The organism is Novosphingobium marinum (assembly GCF_013408095.1).
In the GTDB taxonomy this organism is placed as follows: Bacteria; Pseudomonadota; Alphaproteobacteria; order Sphingomonadales; family Sphingomonadaceae; genus Novosphingobium; species Novosphingobium marinum.
This window is the reverse complement of sequence record NZ_JACBZF010000002.1, coordinates 351,669-367,001: the sequence shown is the minus strand read 5'-3', so window position 1 is coordinate 367,001 and position 15,333 is coordinate 351,669. Positions and strand designations below refer to the sequence as shown.

At 64.4% G+C, this 15,333-nt stretch carries 17 protein-coding genes; 6 read left to right on the top strand and 11 right to left on the bottom strand.

Going from position 1 to position 15,333, the window contains the following annotated elements; all coding sequences use genetic code 11:
• Positions 1-5 precede the first annotated feature (5 nt).
• Complete coding sequence (locus tag FHS75_RS06425) at positions 6-1,319, bottom strand: nucleotide sugar dehydrogenase (RefSeq protein WP_179407405.1); 1,314 nt, start codon at positions 1,317-1,319, stop codon at positions 6-8.
• A gap of 109 nt (positions 1,320-1,428) precedes the next feature.
• Here FHS75_RS06425 and wecB point away from each other — a divergent pair, with 109 nt between their 5' ends.
• Both wecB and wecC read left to right on the top strand, forming a co-directional pair.
• Positions 1,429-2,583, top strand: a complete 1,155-nt coding sequence (gene wecB / locus FHS75_RS06420) for a non-hydrolyzing UDP-N-acetylglucosamine 2-epimerase (RefSeq protein WP_179406872.1) — start codon at positions 1,429-1,431, stop codon at positions 2,581-2,583.
• The gene (wecC, locus tag FHS75_RS06415; protein WP_179406871.1) at positions 2,561-3,865 is read left to right on the top strand and encodes a UDP-N-acetyl-D-mannosamine dehydrogenase; all 1,305 of its coding nucleotides are present in this window, start codon (positions 2,561-2,563) and stop codon (positions 3,863-3,865) included. Before wecB ends, wecC begins: the two co-directional genes overlap by 23 nt.
• Here the strand turns inward: wecC and FHS75_RS06410 are convergent.
• From FHS75_RS06410 to FHS75_RS06375, 8 genes are read right to left on the bottom strand one after another with little or no spacing between them, the layout of a single operon-like run.
• A complete protein-coding gene (locus FHS75_RS06410; RefSeq protein ID WP_179406870.1) occupies positions 3,862-4,632 on the bottom strand; it encodes a molybdopterin-dependent oxidoreductase in 771 nt (256 codons plus the stop codon). The genes wecC and FHS75_RS06410 overlap by 4 nt on opposite strands.
• Positions 4,629-5,444, bottom strand: coding sequence for a cytochrome b/b6 domain-containing protein (locus FHS75_RS06405; protein WP_179406869.1), 816 nt, complete (start codon positions 5,442-5,444; stop codon positions 4,629-4,631). The genes FHS75_RS06410 and FHS75_RS06405 overlap by 4 nt, the downstream gene beginning before the upstream one ends.
• An 18-nt stretch (positions 5,445-5,462) precedes the next feature.
• On the bottom strand, positions 5,463-5,879 hold the full coding sequence (locus FHS75_RS06400; RefSeq protein WP_179406868.1) for a secondary thiamine-phosphate synthase enzyme YjbQ: 417 nt from the start codon (positions 5,877-5,879) through the stop codon (positions 5,463-5,465).
• Between the two features lie 40 nt (positions 5,880-5,919).
• Positions 5,920-7,074, bottom strand: a complete 1,155-nt coding sequence (locus tag FHS75_RS06395) for a glutathionylspermidine synthase family protein (protein WP_179406867.1) — start codon at positions 7,072-7,074, stop codon at positions 5,920-5,922.
• A 17-nt stretch (positions 7,075-7,091) separates the two neighbouring features.
• Positions 7,092-7,655 (bottom strand): DUF1190 domain-containing protein, encoded by a 564-nt coding sequence (locus tag FHS75_RS06390; RefSeq protein WP_179406866.1) that lies wholly within the window; start codon positions 7,653-7,655, stop codon positions 7,092-7,094.
• Between the two features lie 21 nt (positions 7,656-7,676).
• Positions 7,677-8,078 (bottom strand): DUF350 domain-containing protein, encoded by a 402-nt coding sequence (locus FHS75_RS06385; RefSeq protein WP_179406865.1) that lies wholly within the window; start codon positions 8,076-8,078, stop codon positions 7,677-7,679.
• A gap of 38 nt (positions 8,079-8,116) precedes the next feature.
• Positions 8,117-8,776, bottom strand: coding sequence for a DUF2491 family protein (locus FHS75_RS06380; protein ID WP_179406864.1), 660 nt, complete (start codon positions 8,774-8,776; stop codon positions 8,117-8,119).
• Positions 8,773-9,837, bottom strand: a complete 1,065-nt coding sequence (locus FHS75_RS06375; RefSeq protein WP_179406863.1) for a potassium channel family protein — start codon at positions 9,835-9,837, stop codon at positions 8,773-8,775. Before FHS75_RS06375 ends, FHS75_RS06380 begins: the two co-directional genes overlap by 4 nt.
• A gap of 92 nt (positions 9,838-9,929) precedes the next feature.
• Between FHS75_RS06375 and FHS75_RS06370 the strand changes: the two genes are divergently transcribed.
• The 4 genes from FHS75_RS06370 to FHS75_RS06355 all read left to right on the top strand — a co-directional run bounded on the left by FHS75_RS06370 (position 9,930) and on the right by FHS75_RS06355 (position 13,397).
• Positions 9,930-10,406, top strand: a complete 477-nt coding sequence (locus tag FHS75_RS06370; RefSeq protein ID WP_179406862.1) for a DUF2170 family protein — start codon at positions 9,930-9,932, stop codon at positions 10,404-10,406.
• Positions 10,403-11,191 carry a PspA/IM30 family protein gene (locus FHS75_RS06365; protein WP_179406861.1) on the top strand — a complete coding sequence of 263 codons (789 nt, stop codon included), beginning with the start codon at positions 10,403-10,405 and terminating at the stop codon, positions 11,189-11,191. Before FHS75_RS06370 ends, FHS75_RS06365 begins: the two co-directional genes overlap by 4 nt.
• A 140-nt stretch (positions 11,192-11,331) precedes the next feature.
• Entirely contained in the window at positions 11,332-12,537 is a 1,206-nt protein-coding gene (locus FHS75_RS06360; protein ID WP_179406860.1) for an acyl-CoA dehydrogenase family protein, read from the top strand.
• A gap of 62 nt (positions 12,538-12,599) precedes the next feature.
• A complete protein-coding gene (locus FHS75_RS06355; RefSeq protein WP_179406859.1) occupies positions 12,600-13,397 on the top strand; it encodes a crotonase/enoyl-CoA hydratase family protein in 798 nt (265 codons plus the stop codon).
• A gap of 12 nt (positions 13,398-13,409) precedes the next feature.
• Here the strand turns inward: FHS75_RS06355 and FHS75_RS06350 are convergent, their stop codons facing one another.
• Together FHS75_RS06350 and FHS75_RS06345 are read right to left on the bottom strand one after the other, a co-directional pair.
• Positions 13,410-14,264, bottom strand: a complete 855-nt coding sequence (locus tag FHS75_RS06350; protein WP_179406858.1) for an HpcH/HpaI aldolase/citrate lyase family protein — start codon at positions 14,262-14,264, stop codon at positions 13,410-13,412.
• Between the two features lie 90 nt (positions 14,265-14,354).
• A complete protein-coding gene (locus FHS75_RS06345) occupies positions 14,355-15,206 on the bottom strand; it encodes a phytanoyl-CoA dioxygenase family protein (RefSeq protein ID WP_179406857.1) in 852 nt (283 codons plus the stop codon).
• Positions 15,207-15,333: the final 127 nt, after the last annotated feature.

Sequence of the window (15,333 nt, the reverse complement as noted above, 5' to 3'; positions counted from 1 at the left end):
CTGCTTTAAAGCGTCCAGTCGGCGCCTTCGATCACGCCCTTCAGGTCGGCCAGCGTGCCGCCCTCGGCCACCAACGCTCGCACCTGTGCCGTGTCGAGGCCGACATAAGCGCCGTGAGGGACTGCCAGCACGACAAGGTCATAGCTGCGTTCAAGCGCATCGGCCACCAGCGGGATGCCGTATTCGTGCATCGCTTCGTCCGCGTCGGCATGCGGATCGTGAACGGTCACGCCATGGCCCAAGCGGCCGAGCGTACAGACGAGGTCCGCGACCTTGGAGTTGCGCAGGTCGGGGATATTTTCCTTGAACGTCAGGCCGAGCACGAGGACCGAACCCGCCTTTTCGCCGCGTACCTCGTGCAGCTTTCGCCCGACCCAACCCGCCATCGTGTCGTTTATGCCGCGTCCTGCAAGGATCACGCGGGGATCGAGCCCCAGTTGCTCGGCGCGGTGCGAGAGGTAGTAGGGATCGACCCCTATGCAATGTCCGCCGACAAGTCCGGGCGCGAAAGGAAGGAAGTTCCACTTGGTTCGTGCCGCGGCGAGGACATCCCAGACAGACAGATCCATCCGGCTGAAGATCTGGGCGATCTCGTTCATGAAGGCGATGTTGATGTCGCGCTGTGCATTTTCGATCACCTTGGCCGCTTCGGCGGCCTTGATCGAAGCGGCACGGAACACGCCGCCGCTGGTGATCGCGCCATAGAGGTCGGCCACCCGGTCGAGCACTTCGGGCGTCTGACCCGACACGACCTTGGTGATCTTGTCGATCGTATGTTCGCGGTCGCCCGGATTGATGCGTTCGGGGCTGTAGCCGAGGAAGAAGTCGGTCCCGCATTCGAGGCCGGACGCCGCTTCCAGAAGCGGTCCGCAGACTTCCTCGGTTACACCGGGATAGACCGTACTTTCGTAGACCACGACGGGTACCCGGCCTTCCGCCACGGCTGCGGGAAGCATCGCGCCTACCGTCCGCGATGCCGCTTCCACCATCCGCAGGTCGGGGCGATTGGCGCCATCGATGGGCGTCGGCACTGTCACGATGTAGAAATCGCACGGCGGGCAGCCGACCGGATCGGCGAGCAGGGCAAGCTCGGAAACGTCGAGGCGTTCGCGCTCGATCTCGCCGGTGCGGTCGTGGCCGCCGGCCAGTTCCTCGATCCGTCTGCCATCGATATCTATGCCGATGGTGTCGAATTTTCCTGCCAGCGCCACGGCGAGCGGAAGTCCGACGTAGCCCAGTCCGATCACCGCGACGCGTGTGGCCGTCGCCTCTCCGATGACGGCGGGAGTCGCGCTGGCTGCGTCACCGGGAGAATACATGTAGGTCAAGGCAGGCCTTTCGGTTAACGCGCCACGCGCGCCGGTCGGAGCCTGCTTACCTGCCGCCTCTTATTTCGCGGTTAACGTTAGGACTGTATTGCGCGATTCCATGAGCAAGGCCCCTTCGAACGTTTCCACCCGCATACTCGTCGTCTTCGGCACACGTCCCGAAGCGATCAAGCTGTTCCCGGTGGTCCATGCGCTGAAGGCCGACCCGCGCTTCGAATGTGTCGTCTGCGTATCCGGCCAACATCGCGACATGCTCGACCAGGTCATCGACATCGCCGGGATCGTTCCCGACTTCGACCTCGACGTGATGCAGCCCGACCAGACACTCGATGCGCTGACCGCGAACCTTCTGACGGGATTGGGCAGGGTCATGGACGAGGTCAGGCCCCACCGCGTCATGGTGCAGGGCGATACCGCCACGGCAATGACCGGCGCGCTTGCCGCCTATTATCGCAAGCTGCCCGTCGACCACGTCGAGGCCGGGTTGCGTTCGGGCAACATCTACCATCCCTGGCCCGAGGAGGTGAACCGCAAGGTCATCGGCGGCATCGCCGATCTGCATTTCGCGCCGACCGAAACCTCGGCAAGGGCGCTGCGCCAGGAAAACGTCGATCCGGCACGAGTGCACGTCACCGGCAACACGGTGATCGACGCCCTGCAATGGGTGACGAAGCGGATCGAGGCGTCGCCCGAACTCGCGTCAGGCCTCGCCGATCTGGAAACGCGCTTTGCCGGCAAACGCATCGTGGGCGTGACCAGCCACCGGCGCGAGAACTTCGGCGGCGGCCTCGAAGCTATCGCGGATGCGATCCGCCGCATCGCCGCTCGAGATGACGTTGCGCTGATCTTTCCCGTTCACCCCAACCCTAACGTCCGCCGCGTCATGGACGATGCTCTGGCAGGGCTCGGCAACGTCGCGATGATCGAACCTCTGGATTACCCGCACTTCGCCCGGCTGCTGGCGCTATGCGAAGTCATGCTGACCGATTCGGGCGGCGTGCAGGAAGAAGCCCCCGCGCTCGGCAAGCCGGTGCTCGTCATGCGAGAGACGACCGAACGTCCCGAAGGCGTTGGCGTGGGAACCGCCAAACTCGTCGGAACCTGCGCCGAGACCATCGTTACCGAAATATCAACCCTGCTCGACGATAAGGCCGCTTACGAGGCCATGGCACGCGCCCACAACCCGTTCGGGGACGGCCATGCCTCCGAACGGATCGTGGAGCTCATCGCCAATGAAATCGGAAACCAAACCTGACGTCTGCGTCGTCGGGCTCGGCTACATCGGACTTCCCACCGCCGCCATAATCGCCCGCGCCGGCTGCCGGGTCATGGGGCTCGACGTGTCGCAAAAGGTGGTGGACACGATCAATCGCGGCGAAATCCATATCGAGGAAGTCGACCTCGACGGCCTCGTGCAGGGCGTTGTAGCTCGAGGGCTGCTTTCCGCCTCGACCGAGGTTTGCGCAGCCGATGTCTTCGTGATCGCGGTGCCGACTCCGTTCGACAAGGACCACGCCCCCGACATCTCCTACGTGCTCGACGCTGGCCGCAAGATCGCCCCCGTTCTGAAGCAGGGCGACGTAATTATCCTCGAATCGACCTCGCCTGTCGGTACGACCGAGGCGTTGCGCGACCTTATCACCGAGGCTCGGCCCGACTTGCGCTGCCCGGGTCTCACCAGCGAGATTCCCGATATCTCGATCGCCTATTGTCCCGAGCGGGTCCTGCCCGGCCGCATCCTCGAAGAACTCGCCGGCAACGACCGGTCGATCGGCGGGATCACTCCGCGTTGCGCGCGCAAGGCGCTGGCCTTCTACAAGCGGTTCGTCCGCGGAGAATGCGTGACGACCGACGCCCGCTCGGCCGAGATGACCAAGCTCGTCGAAAATGCCTATCGCGACGTCAACATCGCCTTCGCGAACGAACTTTCGATCGTTGCCGATCGCATGGGACTAGACGTCTGGGAAGTCATCCGCCTCGCTAACAGGCATCCGCGCGTCAATATCCTCCAGCCCGGCCCCGGCGTCGGCGGACACTGCATCGCGGTCGATCCGTGGTTCATCGTCCACGGTGCGCCCGAGGAAACCCCGCTGATCCGCACCGCGCGCGGGGTAAACGACGGCAAGATCCGCCACGTCATCCGCCACGCCGAAAAGCTGGTCGAGGCAAACCCGCTGGCGCGGGTTGCCTGCCTCGGACTCGCGTTCAAGGCCAACATCGACGACTTCAGGGAGAGTCCCGCGCGCCTTGTCGCCGCAACGCTCGCCCGCCGTTTCGGGGATCGCATCCACGTGGTCGAACCCTACGCGGCAGAGCTTCCCATCGAGTTCACCGATACCGGCGCGAAGCTGATCGACATCGACGATGCGCTGGAAAGTTGCCAGATCATGATCGTGCTGGTCGACCACGATATTTTCCGCGTCGTACCGCTCGCCGAGCGCGCGACCAAGATCGTCTACGATACGCGCGGCATCTGGCCCGACCAACCCCTGGCGGACGCGGAAGCAGCCTCGCCTGGCCTGCGGCTCGCCAGCTAGATCCCGGCGTACCAGGCGTAGTCGGAAGCGTCTTCCCAGTAGCCTCCCTTGCCGCCGTAAAGACCCGAAATGCCTTCGCGCGCCTCGATCCGCATGACGAACTTGGCGTGCTTGTAGCCTAGCTGCCGCTCGATTCGCGCGCGGACGGGAGCGCCGTGCTCCTCGGGCAGCATCTGGCCGTTCATGCGCCAGGCCAGGATCGTCTGCGGGTGGAAGGCATCGACCAGATCGATCGACTCGTAATAGGGCGTCGAGCCGAAGCTATCGGCGCAGTGGAACACGATGTACCGCGCGCTCGGCAAAAGCCCCGCCATTTCGAGCACGCGACCAAGTTGCGGACCCTGCCACTTGCCGATGGCGCTCCAGCCCTCGACGCAATCGTGCCGGGTGATCTGCTCGCGTTGCGGCATCGACTGAAGGGCAGCAAGCGGAAGCTGCAGGGGGCGGCTCACCGCTCCATCGACAACCAGCGCCCAGTCAGCGAAATCGCCGGCGAACGCCTGACGGTAGGCAGCATCGGTCACGCCCCGATTGCCGTTGGCGCGAAAGCGCGGGGACATGTCCGCCTCGGTATACTCGCGCGCGAGGGCATTGCGGTTGAATAGCCGCTGGCTTCCCATGTGCATGTCTTCGGCATTGCTCAGCAGCGAACGGAAGCCGGGACTGGAATTCAGCCTGTCGCATCCCGAAAGGAGGAGGCCGCCCGCTCCCAGTGCTCCGGCACCAAGCAACTTGCGACGCGACAGGACAAGCTCATGACGCTTCATTCGCCTTTCTCCTTGGGCAGGCGATAGCGGCCCGTGATCATCGAACGCACTTCGTTGAAAGGACCGGCAAGCACGACCATCGCGATATGGACGAGAAAGAAGGCGACGAGCGCGAATGCGACGATGAAATGGATCGATCGCGCGGTCTGCCTTCCCCCGAACACCCCGGTGATCCAGTGTGCCCACGCGTCGGTCCCTGGCGACATCGCCAGCCCCGTAACGATGACGAGCGGCAACAGGACGAAGATCACGCCGGCATAGGCAAGCTTCTGCAGGACATTGTACCGCAGCGTGGCCTCACCGGTTGGAAAGCGCAGCCGCGCGTGTTCCTTCACGTCGTGCCAGATGTGCGACGGCCGCCACTCGCGGCCCGTGATGTGTATGTCGCGGCGCAGGTGCCCGTTGAAAAGCGACCACAGGAGGTAGGCGAGCAATCCAAGGGCGAGGACCCACGCGAAGGCAAGGTGCCAGAGCCGTGCATCGGAGAGGCTGTATCGCGAGGGAATGGTCGACCAGTAGGGAAAGGCGCGTCGCTGGATATTGCCGTCCTGGTCCTCCCACCGGCCGAGTACACCGGTTGTCTCGACCACCATCGAGCCGATCTTGAGACGTCCCTCGTTCCCGACCGGACCAATCTCCAGCCAGGCCGCATCGTAGTTCGCACCGTATTCGCCCCAGTAGAGGCGCGGATGCGCATTGAAGATCATGAGCCCGCTCATCAGCATGACGAGCAGGGTCACGGCGTTGGTCCAGTGCCAGATGCGCGTCGACAGCCTATGTCGCTTTATCAGTTCCCCGCCTCGACCCGACATGTCCCCCTCCCGCCCCGTTCAATCGCCAATCATGCTCAGCGCAATATGACGCCTGTGTGACGCCCGGCGATGCTCGGCAAGGTAGATACCCTGCCACGTGCCAAGAGCCATCCGCCCGCCCATGACCGGGATCGACAGGTTCACGCCGGTAAGCGTCGCGCGAAGGTGCGCGGGCATGTCGTCCGGTCCCTCGTCATCGTGTGCGTAGTCGTCGCCTTCCGGCGCGAGCTTGTCGAACCACGCTGCAAGATCGGTACGAACCGCGCGCGCGGCGTTCTCCTGGATGAGGAGCGACGCCGAGGTGTGGCGGCAAAGCAGGTGGATCACGCCCTCTCTGATGCCGGTGCGGTCGAGCCAGCCGCCCACCGCCCCGGTTATTTCAAGAAAGCCGCGGCCTTTCGTGTCGAAATCGAGGATGGTCGAGGCCTGCCGCATTCACCGATCCTGCCGCGAAGCAGCCCTGCCTGCAAGCAAATCACTCCGACTCGATCACGTGCGGCACGAAGCGCGACAGGTTGCGCGTGATGCGCGAGGCATCCTCGCGCATGCCCAGGCCCGCCGCCCGGTCGCCGATGATCCAGCTTCCCAGCACGGCGTAATTGCCTTCGGCCTCGAACAGCGGCTCGAAGGCCTGCACGATGCGCGGTTCGTCGCCATAGTCGCCGGGCACGCTTTCCACCGGCTTGCCGTCCTCCAGCACCACCACGTTCTCCCCTTCGCGTGAGAATACGGGCTTCGATACGGCAAGCGGCAGGTCACGGGCGCGGAGGTCTCCCTCGAAGTAGGCGGGAAGCAGGTTCGCGTGCCCTTCGTGCCGTTCCCAAAGCAGAGGCAGGATCGCTTTGTTAGAGAGGATGGATTTCCACGCCGGCTCGATGAAGATGCCCGGCTTCAGGTGCGCGGCGAAAGGTTCGCGCAGCATGTCCTCCCAGGGATAGAGCTTGAAGCAGCGATCGATGGTCCTGTCGGACCGGTCGCTGAAGCGTCCCTGCGTGTCCACGCCGATTGCACGGATATCGATCATCTCGACCGCATGGCCGGCCTGCGCGGCGCAATCCATCAGGTAACCGCAGGTGCCGCGATCCTCCTCGTTCGCTTCCCAGCAGGCGAAGTGGAATGTCCGGTCGGCCGGAATGGTCGAAAATGCCTCGATGAGGCTTTCCTGCAGGTAGTTGAACTGGTCCGTTCCGTCGGGAAGCGCGCCAGCCTCGATCTGGTCGACAAGCCAGTTGTACTGGAAATAGGCAGCCTCGAAGATCGAAGTCGGCGTGTCCGCATTGTATTCGAGCAGCTTTGCAGGCCCGTCCCCGCGATAGGCAAGATCGAAGCGACCGTAGAGGTGGCGGTCGCCGTTCTTCCAGCTCTCGACGATCAGGTCGTGCCGGTCAGGCGGAATGCTCAGGCGCTCGAGCAGCCTCGGCTCCGCGACGACTTCCTCGACGAGCGCCATGCACATCTCGTGAAGCGTTTCCGAGGGCGCCTCGATATCGTCTTCGATCTGCGCTAGTGTGAAGGCATAAGCGGCGTCGTCGACCCAATAGGGTTCGCCGTACATTTCATGGAAGCCGAACCCCGCCTCGGCGGCCTTGTCCCGCCAGTCGGGCCTTGCAGGTACCGGAATACGCCGCATTGCCGCCGCCGGGCAGATCAGCCGCCGAAACCGCCGCGCGAAAAGCCGCGCCCGCCGAAACCGCTTCGCGCCACCGTCGTGGTGTTCACGTTGACCGGGGTCTTGGTGATCGTCCCGCCGGTGCCGCGTCCGACCGTGACTGTCCCGCCGCCGCGATTGCGGTAGATCGGTGTGCCGTAGTAGCCGCCTCCGTAGTAGTTCGCCGAGCCGTAGCGCATGTAGTCGCGCTGGGCCATGCGCCCAAGTACGAAGCCCGCAAGCGCCGGGATGAAGACGCTGCCGGTCGGGCGGTAGACCTGCTGACAGGAGTTCTCGCCCCACTCTTCGCGGCATTCATCCCGCGTCTGGAAGGCGGGCGCGCTCTGCTGATGCTCAGAAAGTGCGGCGCTGTAGGACGATTGGCACAGGTCCGACGGGTATCCCGCCTTCGTGCATTCGCTGACCGTGGTGAACCGCGCATCGGTGACCTCGGGTTCCTGCCCGCAACCCGACAGCCCGATGCTCGCCACGGCGATGCCGCCAAGTACGAGACGCGGGCGCTTGCGGCTGGTGAAGCGGCGGCGATTGCGGTTGGGGTCCATTTTCGGCTCCTCCGCCAAGGGTCAGTATGTCATGCAGGCGGAATTGAGCAGCCCAACGACGAGCGCGACACCGCCCGCCCAGACGCCTGCCGCCATTTCGCCGGCAGCGATGCGCGCCGAAAGTCCCTTCTGGGTCAGCGCGGCGATTGCAAAGGCCAGCAATTGCACGAGGGCACCGATGACCGCCCAGATCACGAAATCCACGATCGAGACCGAATTGGCAGCCGCCGATCCCAGCGCAAGGCTGAAGCCGATCAGCGCACCGACATAGGCAACCGCCGCCGCCGCATTGCCACCGCGCATCAACGCGAATTCCTTGTGCGGCGTAACCATCGAATAGATTGCGCCGAACAAGGCAATGAGGACAATGCCGCTTCCGAAGTAGGCAAGGAAGGCCGGCAGGCCCGCTACGTATCCGTACATGTCTTTCCCCCTCGCTCGATCCGCCTCAGGACCATCTTTCAGACTCGATGGACGTCGGCCGCGCCCAGACCGTAACCGATCAGGAACTCGATGGAAGAACCTTGTTGCCGCGCGGTGACGGCAAGGTCCCGTTCGATGTTGAGGAGCAACATCTCCTCCCCCTTCCCCACGGGTCGGGCGTAGAGCATGCAACGCTGGTGGATTTCACGCGCGGTTTCGCCATCGTCCACCTTCTCGACGAATTCGACGAGGTCCGCATGGTCCTCGCCCTCTCCCCAGTAGCGCGTGAACAGGATGCCGTCCGCATCGTACTCCGGCGCGCCGATCAGGCCACGCGCGCCGGTCCAGCGGTCCCATTCGCCTTGTCCGGCCGGGACGACGCTGTCCCAGGGGGCATAGAAGCTGACGTCCGCGATCGATTCAGGTCCTGCGCCGGGCGGGGCGATCACCTGCAGCATCCGGTGTTCGTCGTCGTAATACCGGGTCAGTTCCGCTCCCGCATCGAGCTGCGCCGTGCCGATCGCAGTGACCACGAAGTTGCCGCTCTCCGGCGCGCCCATCGCAGGCTCGCCGGACGCGAGCGACGCCTGCAATCCCAGCGTGTCGAGATGGAACGCCCCGTTGATCGCGCAGCGGAACGGCCCGCGCTCCTCGGGAAGCGAATCCTTCTTTCGGCCGCCGAACAGGCTGCGGATCATGCTGCCACCTGCTTCGTCACCCCGGCCCAGTCGAGCGAACGGGGATCGCACCGTTCGTCCGCGATGTAGAAGATCGTGTCGCCGCCTTCGATCGTGCAGTCGCTCGCGCAATTGAGATCGACCTTTTCGGAGCCGGCCTTGTTGAGCCCGATCAGCGTCATGTCATGGCCGTGCTTGAGCGCCGCCAGCGCATCGAGGTACGCAACCGGGGCAATGCCGGAGGGAACTTGCAGCGAGTATGCCGTATCGGCGGTGCGCGACGAGAACATGAGGTCCGCCAGTTGCGACGCGCCGGGATCGCGCGCCGAGCGGACGAGAAGATCTGTGGATACGGAGGTTATCGCCTCTGCTCCATGGACTTGCCGCCGAATGAGCTTTGCCGCGCCCTCATCCTCGAAATGCGCAACCACCCGGGCATCGGGCGCTGCGGCGCGGGCAGCCAGGGTAGCAGCCAGGGTCTCGTCATCGTCCTTCCCGCGCACGACGATCACCGATGCCCCTTCCGCCCCGGCGCGCCTGAAGCTGAGCGCGTCGGACAGGTTGTCGGCAAGGATGAAATCGATGCGCTGGGGCATCGGGTTGTGCTCGAGACCGGGCGCGAGCAGGATCGGCTTCTCTCCGGAAAGCGCATCGTCGAGCAGTCCCTCTACCAGCTTGCGCGTGCGCATGCCCTGCCATCCAACAACGATGGTGTGGCCCGCGCGGTCGCCGAAATCGCCAAGTCCGTTCAAGTTACGCCTCCAGAAAGCACCTATATCGGCGACCGCCTTGCCCAGAAAGGCCGTAAACAGGGCAATCGATCCCGGCAGCACGAAAATCAGCGTCGCGAGGCGCCCCGCTTGCCCCGATGGCGAGAGGTCGCCGTATCCCACGGTCGTCGCGGTCGTGACGTAGTAATAGAGGAACGTGACGGCATGGCCCGTCAGGTCGGTTTCCCCCGTCGCCGCCAGCAGGATCCATGTCGCGATGCCGTGAAGCAGGAATGCCGCCCCCAGCGCCGCCCACGAAAGCTCCGCGAAGGCAATGTACACGCGCTGCCAGATAGTTCGGATGATCGGCATCAGGTCATGCTTTGCTTAGGATTGGCCCTCATGTAGAGAGTGGCCGCGATGCAAGGCCCATGCAAGCGGGCTGTCATGACGAGGGAGCAAAGATGAAGGAAGACTGGCCGGTTCCGGCGCATGGCTGGGACATCTCCGGCATGACCGAACTCTTCGCATCCGATCCCGAGGCTCTCGGGGATGTGGACGTCACGGTCGAAGGGGAAAGCGAAGTGCTTCGCGTCACCTTGAAGGAGCGAGGCGACCTCGACGTGCTGCTGACCGCGAGCGGCGAGCAGATCCTCGCGAGCGTGCTGATCGCGCCTGCCGCCGATATTCCCAACCGCGAGTCGTTCGAGCGGATGTTGCTCTCGGTCCACAAGCTGATCCCGCTGTCCACTTTCGGCCTCACGAAAGTCGGCGGTGCGGAATGGTACGAGCTGTTCGGCTCTCTCTCTGCGCTTTCCGATGCCGAGGCGCTGGTCGAGGAAGTGGCGGTACTGGCCGCCAATGCGGTCGATGCCGCGGAATGGGTCGGCGAATGGATCGAAGCCGGTGGCGACGAAGCCCGGATGGGGGAAGTGGCATGAGCGTTTGGGGCAAGCTTTTCACCGCCGTTCGCGGCGGCGCGAACGAGGCGGCTGAATCGGTCGTCGACAGCCAGGCGCTGCGAATCCTCGACCAGGAACTGCGCGATGCCGACAGTGCGCTGCGCAAGGCGCGCAGCGACCTTGCGGGCATGATGGCCACCGCCAAGCGAACCGAGAAGCGGATCGCGGACCTGCGCTCCAAGGAATCGCGCGACATCGATAATGCGCGCGCCGCCATGGACGCCGGGCGTGAGGACCTTGCGCGCGGCCTTGCCGAGCGGGTGGCGACGACGCGCACCGACCTCGCTCGCGACGAGGCCGATCTCGACCAGATGCAGAGACAGCAGCAGGCGATGATGCGCACGGTGAAGGAGACCGAGCAGCGCATTTCCGCCATGAAGCGCGAAGTCGAAAGCGTGAAGGCGACCGAATCGCTGCAGAAGGCGCAGAAAGCGATCGCCTCGACCCATTCCGGCGTGAATTCAAAGCTGGGCAGCGCGGTCAATTCGCTCGACCGCATCCGCGAGCGCCAGGCGCAGATGGCCGCCCGGCTGGAAGCGGGCGAGGAACTGGAGGCGCTGGAATCGGGCGCCGACCTCGATCGCCAGCTCCTCGAAGCCGGGATCGGCGGCAGGACCTCCTCGGCCGACGACATCATGGGCGAAATCGTCGGTCGTCGACCGAATGCCGGAGCACTCCCGGACGGGACGAAATCCTCGCCCGCCGACGACATCCTCGCCGAATTGAGTTCGGACAAGGAAAAGAAAGCGCTTCCCCGCGAGTAGTCTTGTTGGGCCGGCCGTATCCTGTCGGCCCCGGGCCGCGTTCGGCGGCTTGCAAAATGACCAGTATCGGCCGGCGCGGCGCGACCCTATCGGCTGCGCAACTCCGACCGTGCCCAAACACGAAAAAGAAAGGTATCATCATGGAAGTCGCCGGACCGTACGAAGGCGTGGGCCCCGAGAAGACCGCTGAGATCGCGGACAAGGTCGAGCGGTTCGTTCGCGAGGTCGTGATACCCTACGAGAAGGATTCCCGTCGCGACCATCACGGCGCTCCAACCGAGGAACTGGTCACCGAACTTCGCGAGAAGGCCCGCGCGGCCGGCGTCCTCACCCCGCACATCCTCGAGGACGGCTCGCATCTTTCGCAGCGCGAAACCGCTGTCGTCCTCATTCGCTCGGGCCTTTCCCCGCTCGGGCCGCTAGCCTGCAACACCTGCGCGCCCGACGAAGGCAACATGTACCTGCTCGGCAAGGTCGGCAGCCCGGAACTGAAGGAAAAATTCCTGAGGAAGATGGTGTCCGGCGATGCGCGCTCGGCCTTTTTCATGACCGAGCCCGCCGAAGAGGGCGGCGCCGGTTCCGACCCCTCGATGATGTTCACCACCTGCAAGCCTGACGGCAATCACTGGGTCATCAACGGCAAAAAGCGCTTCATCACCGGCGCACAGGGCGCAAAGGTCGGCATCGTCATGGCAAAGTCGGACGAGGGCGCGTGCATGTTCCTTGTCGACCTCCCCGACCCCGCGATCAGGATCGACTGGGTCCCCAACACGATCGACAATTCGATGCCCGGCGGCCACGCCAACGTGACGATCGACAACCTGCGCGTGCCGGCGACCCAGATGCTCGGCGAGAGCGGCGAGGGTTTCACTTACGCACAGGTCCGCCTGTCGCCCGCCCGCCTTTCGCACTGCATGCGCTGGCTTGGTGCGTGCATTCGTGCGCAGGAGATCGCGGTCGATTACACCTGCCGCCGCAAGGCCTTCGGCAAGCTGCTGATCGACCATGAGGGCGTGGGCTTCAAGCTCGCAGACAACAAGATACTGCTCAAGCAGGCCGAACTGATGATCGACTGGTGCGCCAGCGTCCTGGACACCGGATCGCTCGGCACGACCGAAAGCTCCATGACCAAGGCCTGGGTTGCCGAAGCCCTGATGGAAGTGGCCGACAACTGCGTGCAGGTAATGGGCGGGACCGGCGTGACCGAGGAAACCATCGTCGAGCAGGTTTTCCGCGAAATCCGCGCTTTCCGAATCTACGACGGCCCCACCGAAGTCCACAAGTGGAGCCTTGCCAAGAAGATCAAGAAGCAGTGGAAGCGCGAAAATCCTGACGCCGGCGAGTAACCGGCGGTTCCTGATCGCTCCTCTTGCCGCTAAGCCGGAGCTTTGCGGCTAGGGAGACCGAATTGGCTATTCTCAGGATCGAAAAGCGCGGCCACGTCGCGATACTCACACTCGACCGGCCCGACACGCTGAACGCCCTGGGTGCCGAAGGCGATGGAGCCGAATTCGCCGCAGCCTGCGAGGCGTTGAACGACGATATCGAAGTGCGCTGCGCAATCCTTACCGGAGCGGGCCGCGCCTTCTCCGCCGGTGGCAACGTCAAGGCAATGCGCGACCGGACCGAAGGGTTCGGCGGCAGCGCAGTGGACCTGCGCAACTTCTATCGAACCAACGTCCACCGCATCGCCCGCGCGATCCACGGGCTCGACGTTCCCCTGATAGCCGCGGTCAACGGCCCGGCGATCGGTCTGGGCTGCGACGTCGCCTGCCTTTGCGACATGCGCATCGCTTCTGACGAGGCGCGGTTCGGCGTGACGTTCCTAAAAATCGGCCTGGTGCCGGGAGACGGCGGGACGTGGATCCTGCCCCGGATCGTCGGTCCGTCCCGCGCTGCCGAACTGCTCTACACCGGAGACATAATCGATGCGCGGACCGCTTGCGAGTGGGGCCTCGTCAGTCGCGTGGTCGGCCAGGACGCGCTGCTGGACTCGGCATTCGAACTGGCCGAGCGCATAGCCAGGATGCCCCCGCACGCGTTACGCCTTACCAAGCGCATGATGCGGCAGGGCCAGACGCTGGGATACGATGCCGCGCTGGACCTTGCCGCTTCCACCCAGCCGCTGATGCACCTCGGCGACGATCACATGGAAGGGATCAACGCCCTGCTCGAAAGGCGCGAACCGCGCTTTACCGGAGACTGAGGTAGCGTTCGCTCAGGCTTCGCCGGTGACGGCCAGCACCTTTTGCGCGCGCGCCAGGTGCAGCCGCTCGACCATGCGACCCTCGACCTTGAGCGCGCCCTTGTCGGCATTTTCGGGCCGGTCGAACGCTGCGACCACCTTGCGCGACCATTCCACTTCCTCGCCCGACGGCGAGAAAGCGCGGTTGCACGGATCGATCTGGCGCGGGTGGATCAGGGTCTTGCCGCCGAACCCCAGCGCTACACCCTGAGCGCATTCGCGTTCGAAGCCTGCGATATCGTCGAACGCGTTGTAGACCCCGTCGATGATCTCGATCCCGTAGCCGCGCGCCGCAGCCACCGACATGGCGAGGAACGGCATGAGGCTCGAGCGATCGGCAGGCGGAACGGCGTCGAGCTCCTTTACCAGGTCGTTTGTCCCCATGACCCAGCACGTCACTCCGAAGTCGTTCGATGCCTGCGCGATTTCCCTGAGCGACAACATCGACCGGGCGGTCTCGATCATCGCCCATAACGCGATGTCGCCTCCGAGCATCGCGCGATAGGCCCGCAATGCTTCTCCATCGTCGATCTTCGGCAACAACACCGCATCCGGTGCGGCCTCGCGGAGCGCCGCGCAGTCCTCGGCGCTCCAGTCCGAATCGATCCCGTTGACGCGAACGACGAGCTCTCGCCGACCGAAGCCGCCGTCGCGTACCGCACCCACCGCGCTCTCGCGCGCCTCGGCCTTCGCATCGGGAGCGACCGCATCCTCAAGGTCGAGAATGACGCAATCGCAATCGAGGGTCCGGGCCTTTTCGATCGCGCGTGAGTTCGAGGCCGGCAGGTACAGGACACTGCGGCGCGGCCTTGATTGCGGCACGGTCATGCGATTCTCCCCGTTGATGCCGGCCTGCGCATAGCGCCGCCGCGCCGGGCTGTCATGGCTCAGCGCGAGAACAGGACCGATGGCGAGATTTCAGGCTGCCTCCAGCGCGATGAAATCGGGGTGTCGGAAGAGGTCGCCGGGGGACAGCCCCTCGTAGAACTCCTCGACGTTGCGCGATCCGGTCTCGTTGCGGTTGAAGCCGACCGCCGACTGCTTGCTGACCGACGGTCGGGATACGAAGCGACAATCGTCGCCGAAGAAGCGAAGCGAAACGGTCCGGCGTTCCTCACCGGCATCGGTCTGTCCTCCGCCATGAAGCACGCTTGGGTGGAAGATTATCCCATCGCCCGGTTCGGTCGCCCACGACACGATGTCGTACGCCGCGCGCGAAGCCTCGATGTCCGGGAGGCGCGGCATCGCGCCTTCGTCGTAAAGCGGGGCGGTATCGTCATCGCCGGTGAAAGCCGCACCGTTGAAGATCGTGCCCTTGTGCGATCCTCTCACGAATTCGAGCGCCTGCTCCTTCGAAACGCGGTCGAGGCTGATCCAGACCACGGACAGGTGTTCGCCTTCTACCGGGAAATAGGAGGTGTCCTGATGCCATGGGGTCCGGCGGCCCGCGCCGACCTTGTGAAAGACCTGTTCGAAGAAGAACCACACTTCGCGCGATTGCCAGAGCCGAGCCATCAGGGGACCGAGCCCCGCGCGCTGCACCAGTGGCATGTAGTGCGGCCAGCTCAAGGTATTGAACAGGTCCTGGTAGAAGACCGTGCCGGCGTCGGGAAACAGACGCTGCGCGGCGGGACTGGGATTGTCGAGGCTCCAGCCAAATGCCTCTTCGGCCAGATCGAGGCTCTCCGGATCGAGCAGTCCGGGCACGCAAATCACCCCGTCATCGAGGTAGGATCGGGCAAGGTCCGTTTTCGTCCGCACTTGTGTCATCTGGCCTCTGCCCTCCGAACCAACGTTTCGGGGGAAGGAATTCCCCGCTCAGACGAGCGGCGTCGGTTGCGCTGCCAGGAAGATAACACGGTGTCCGATTGGGTCTATCAATTTTTACATTGCTAGG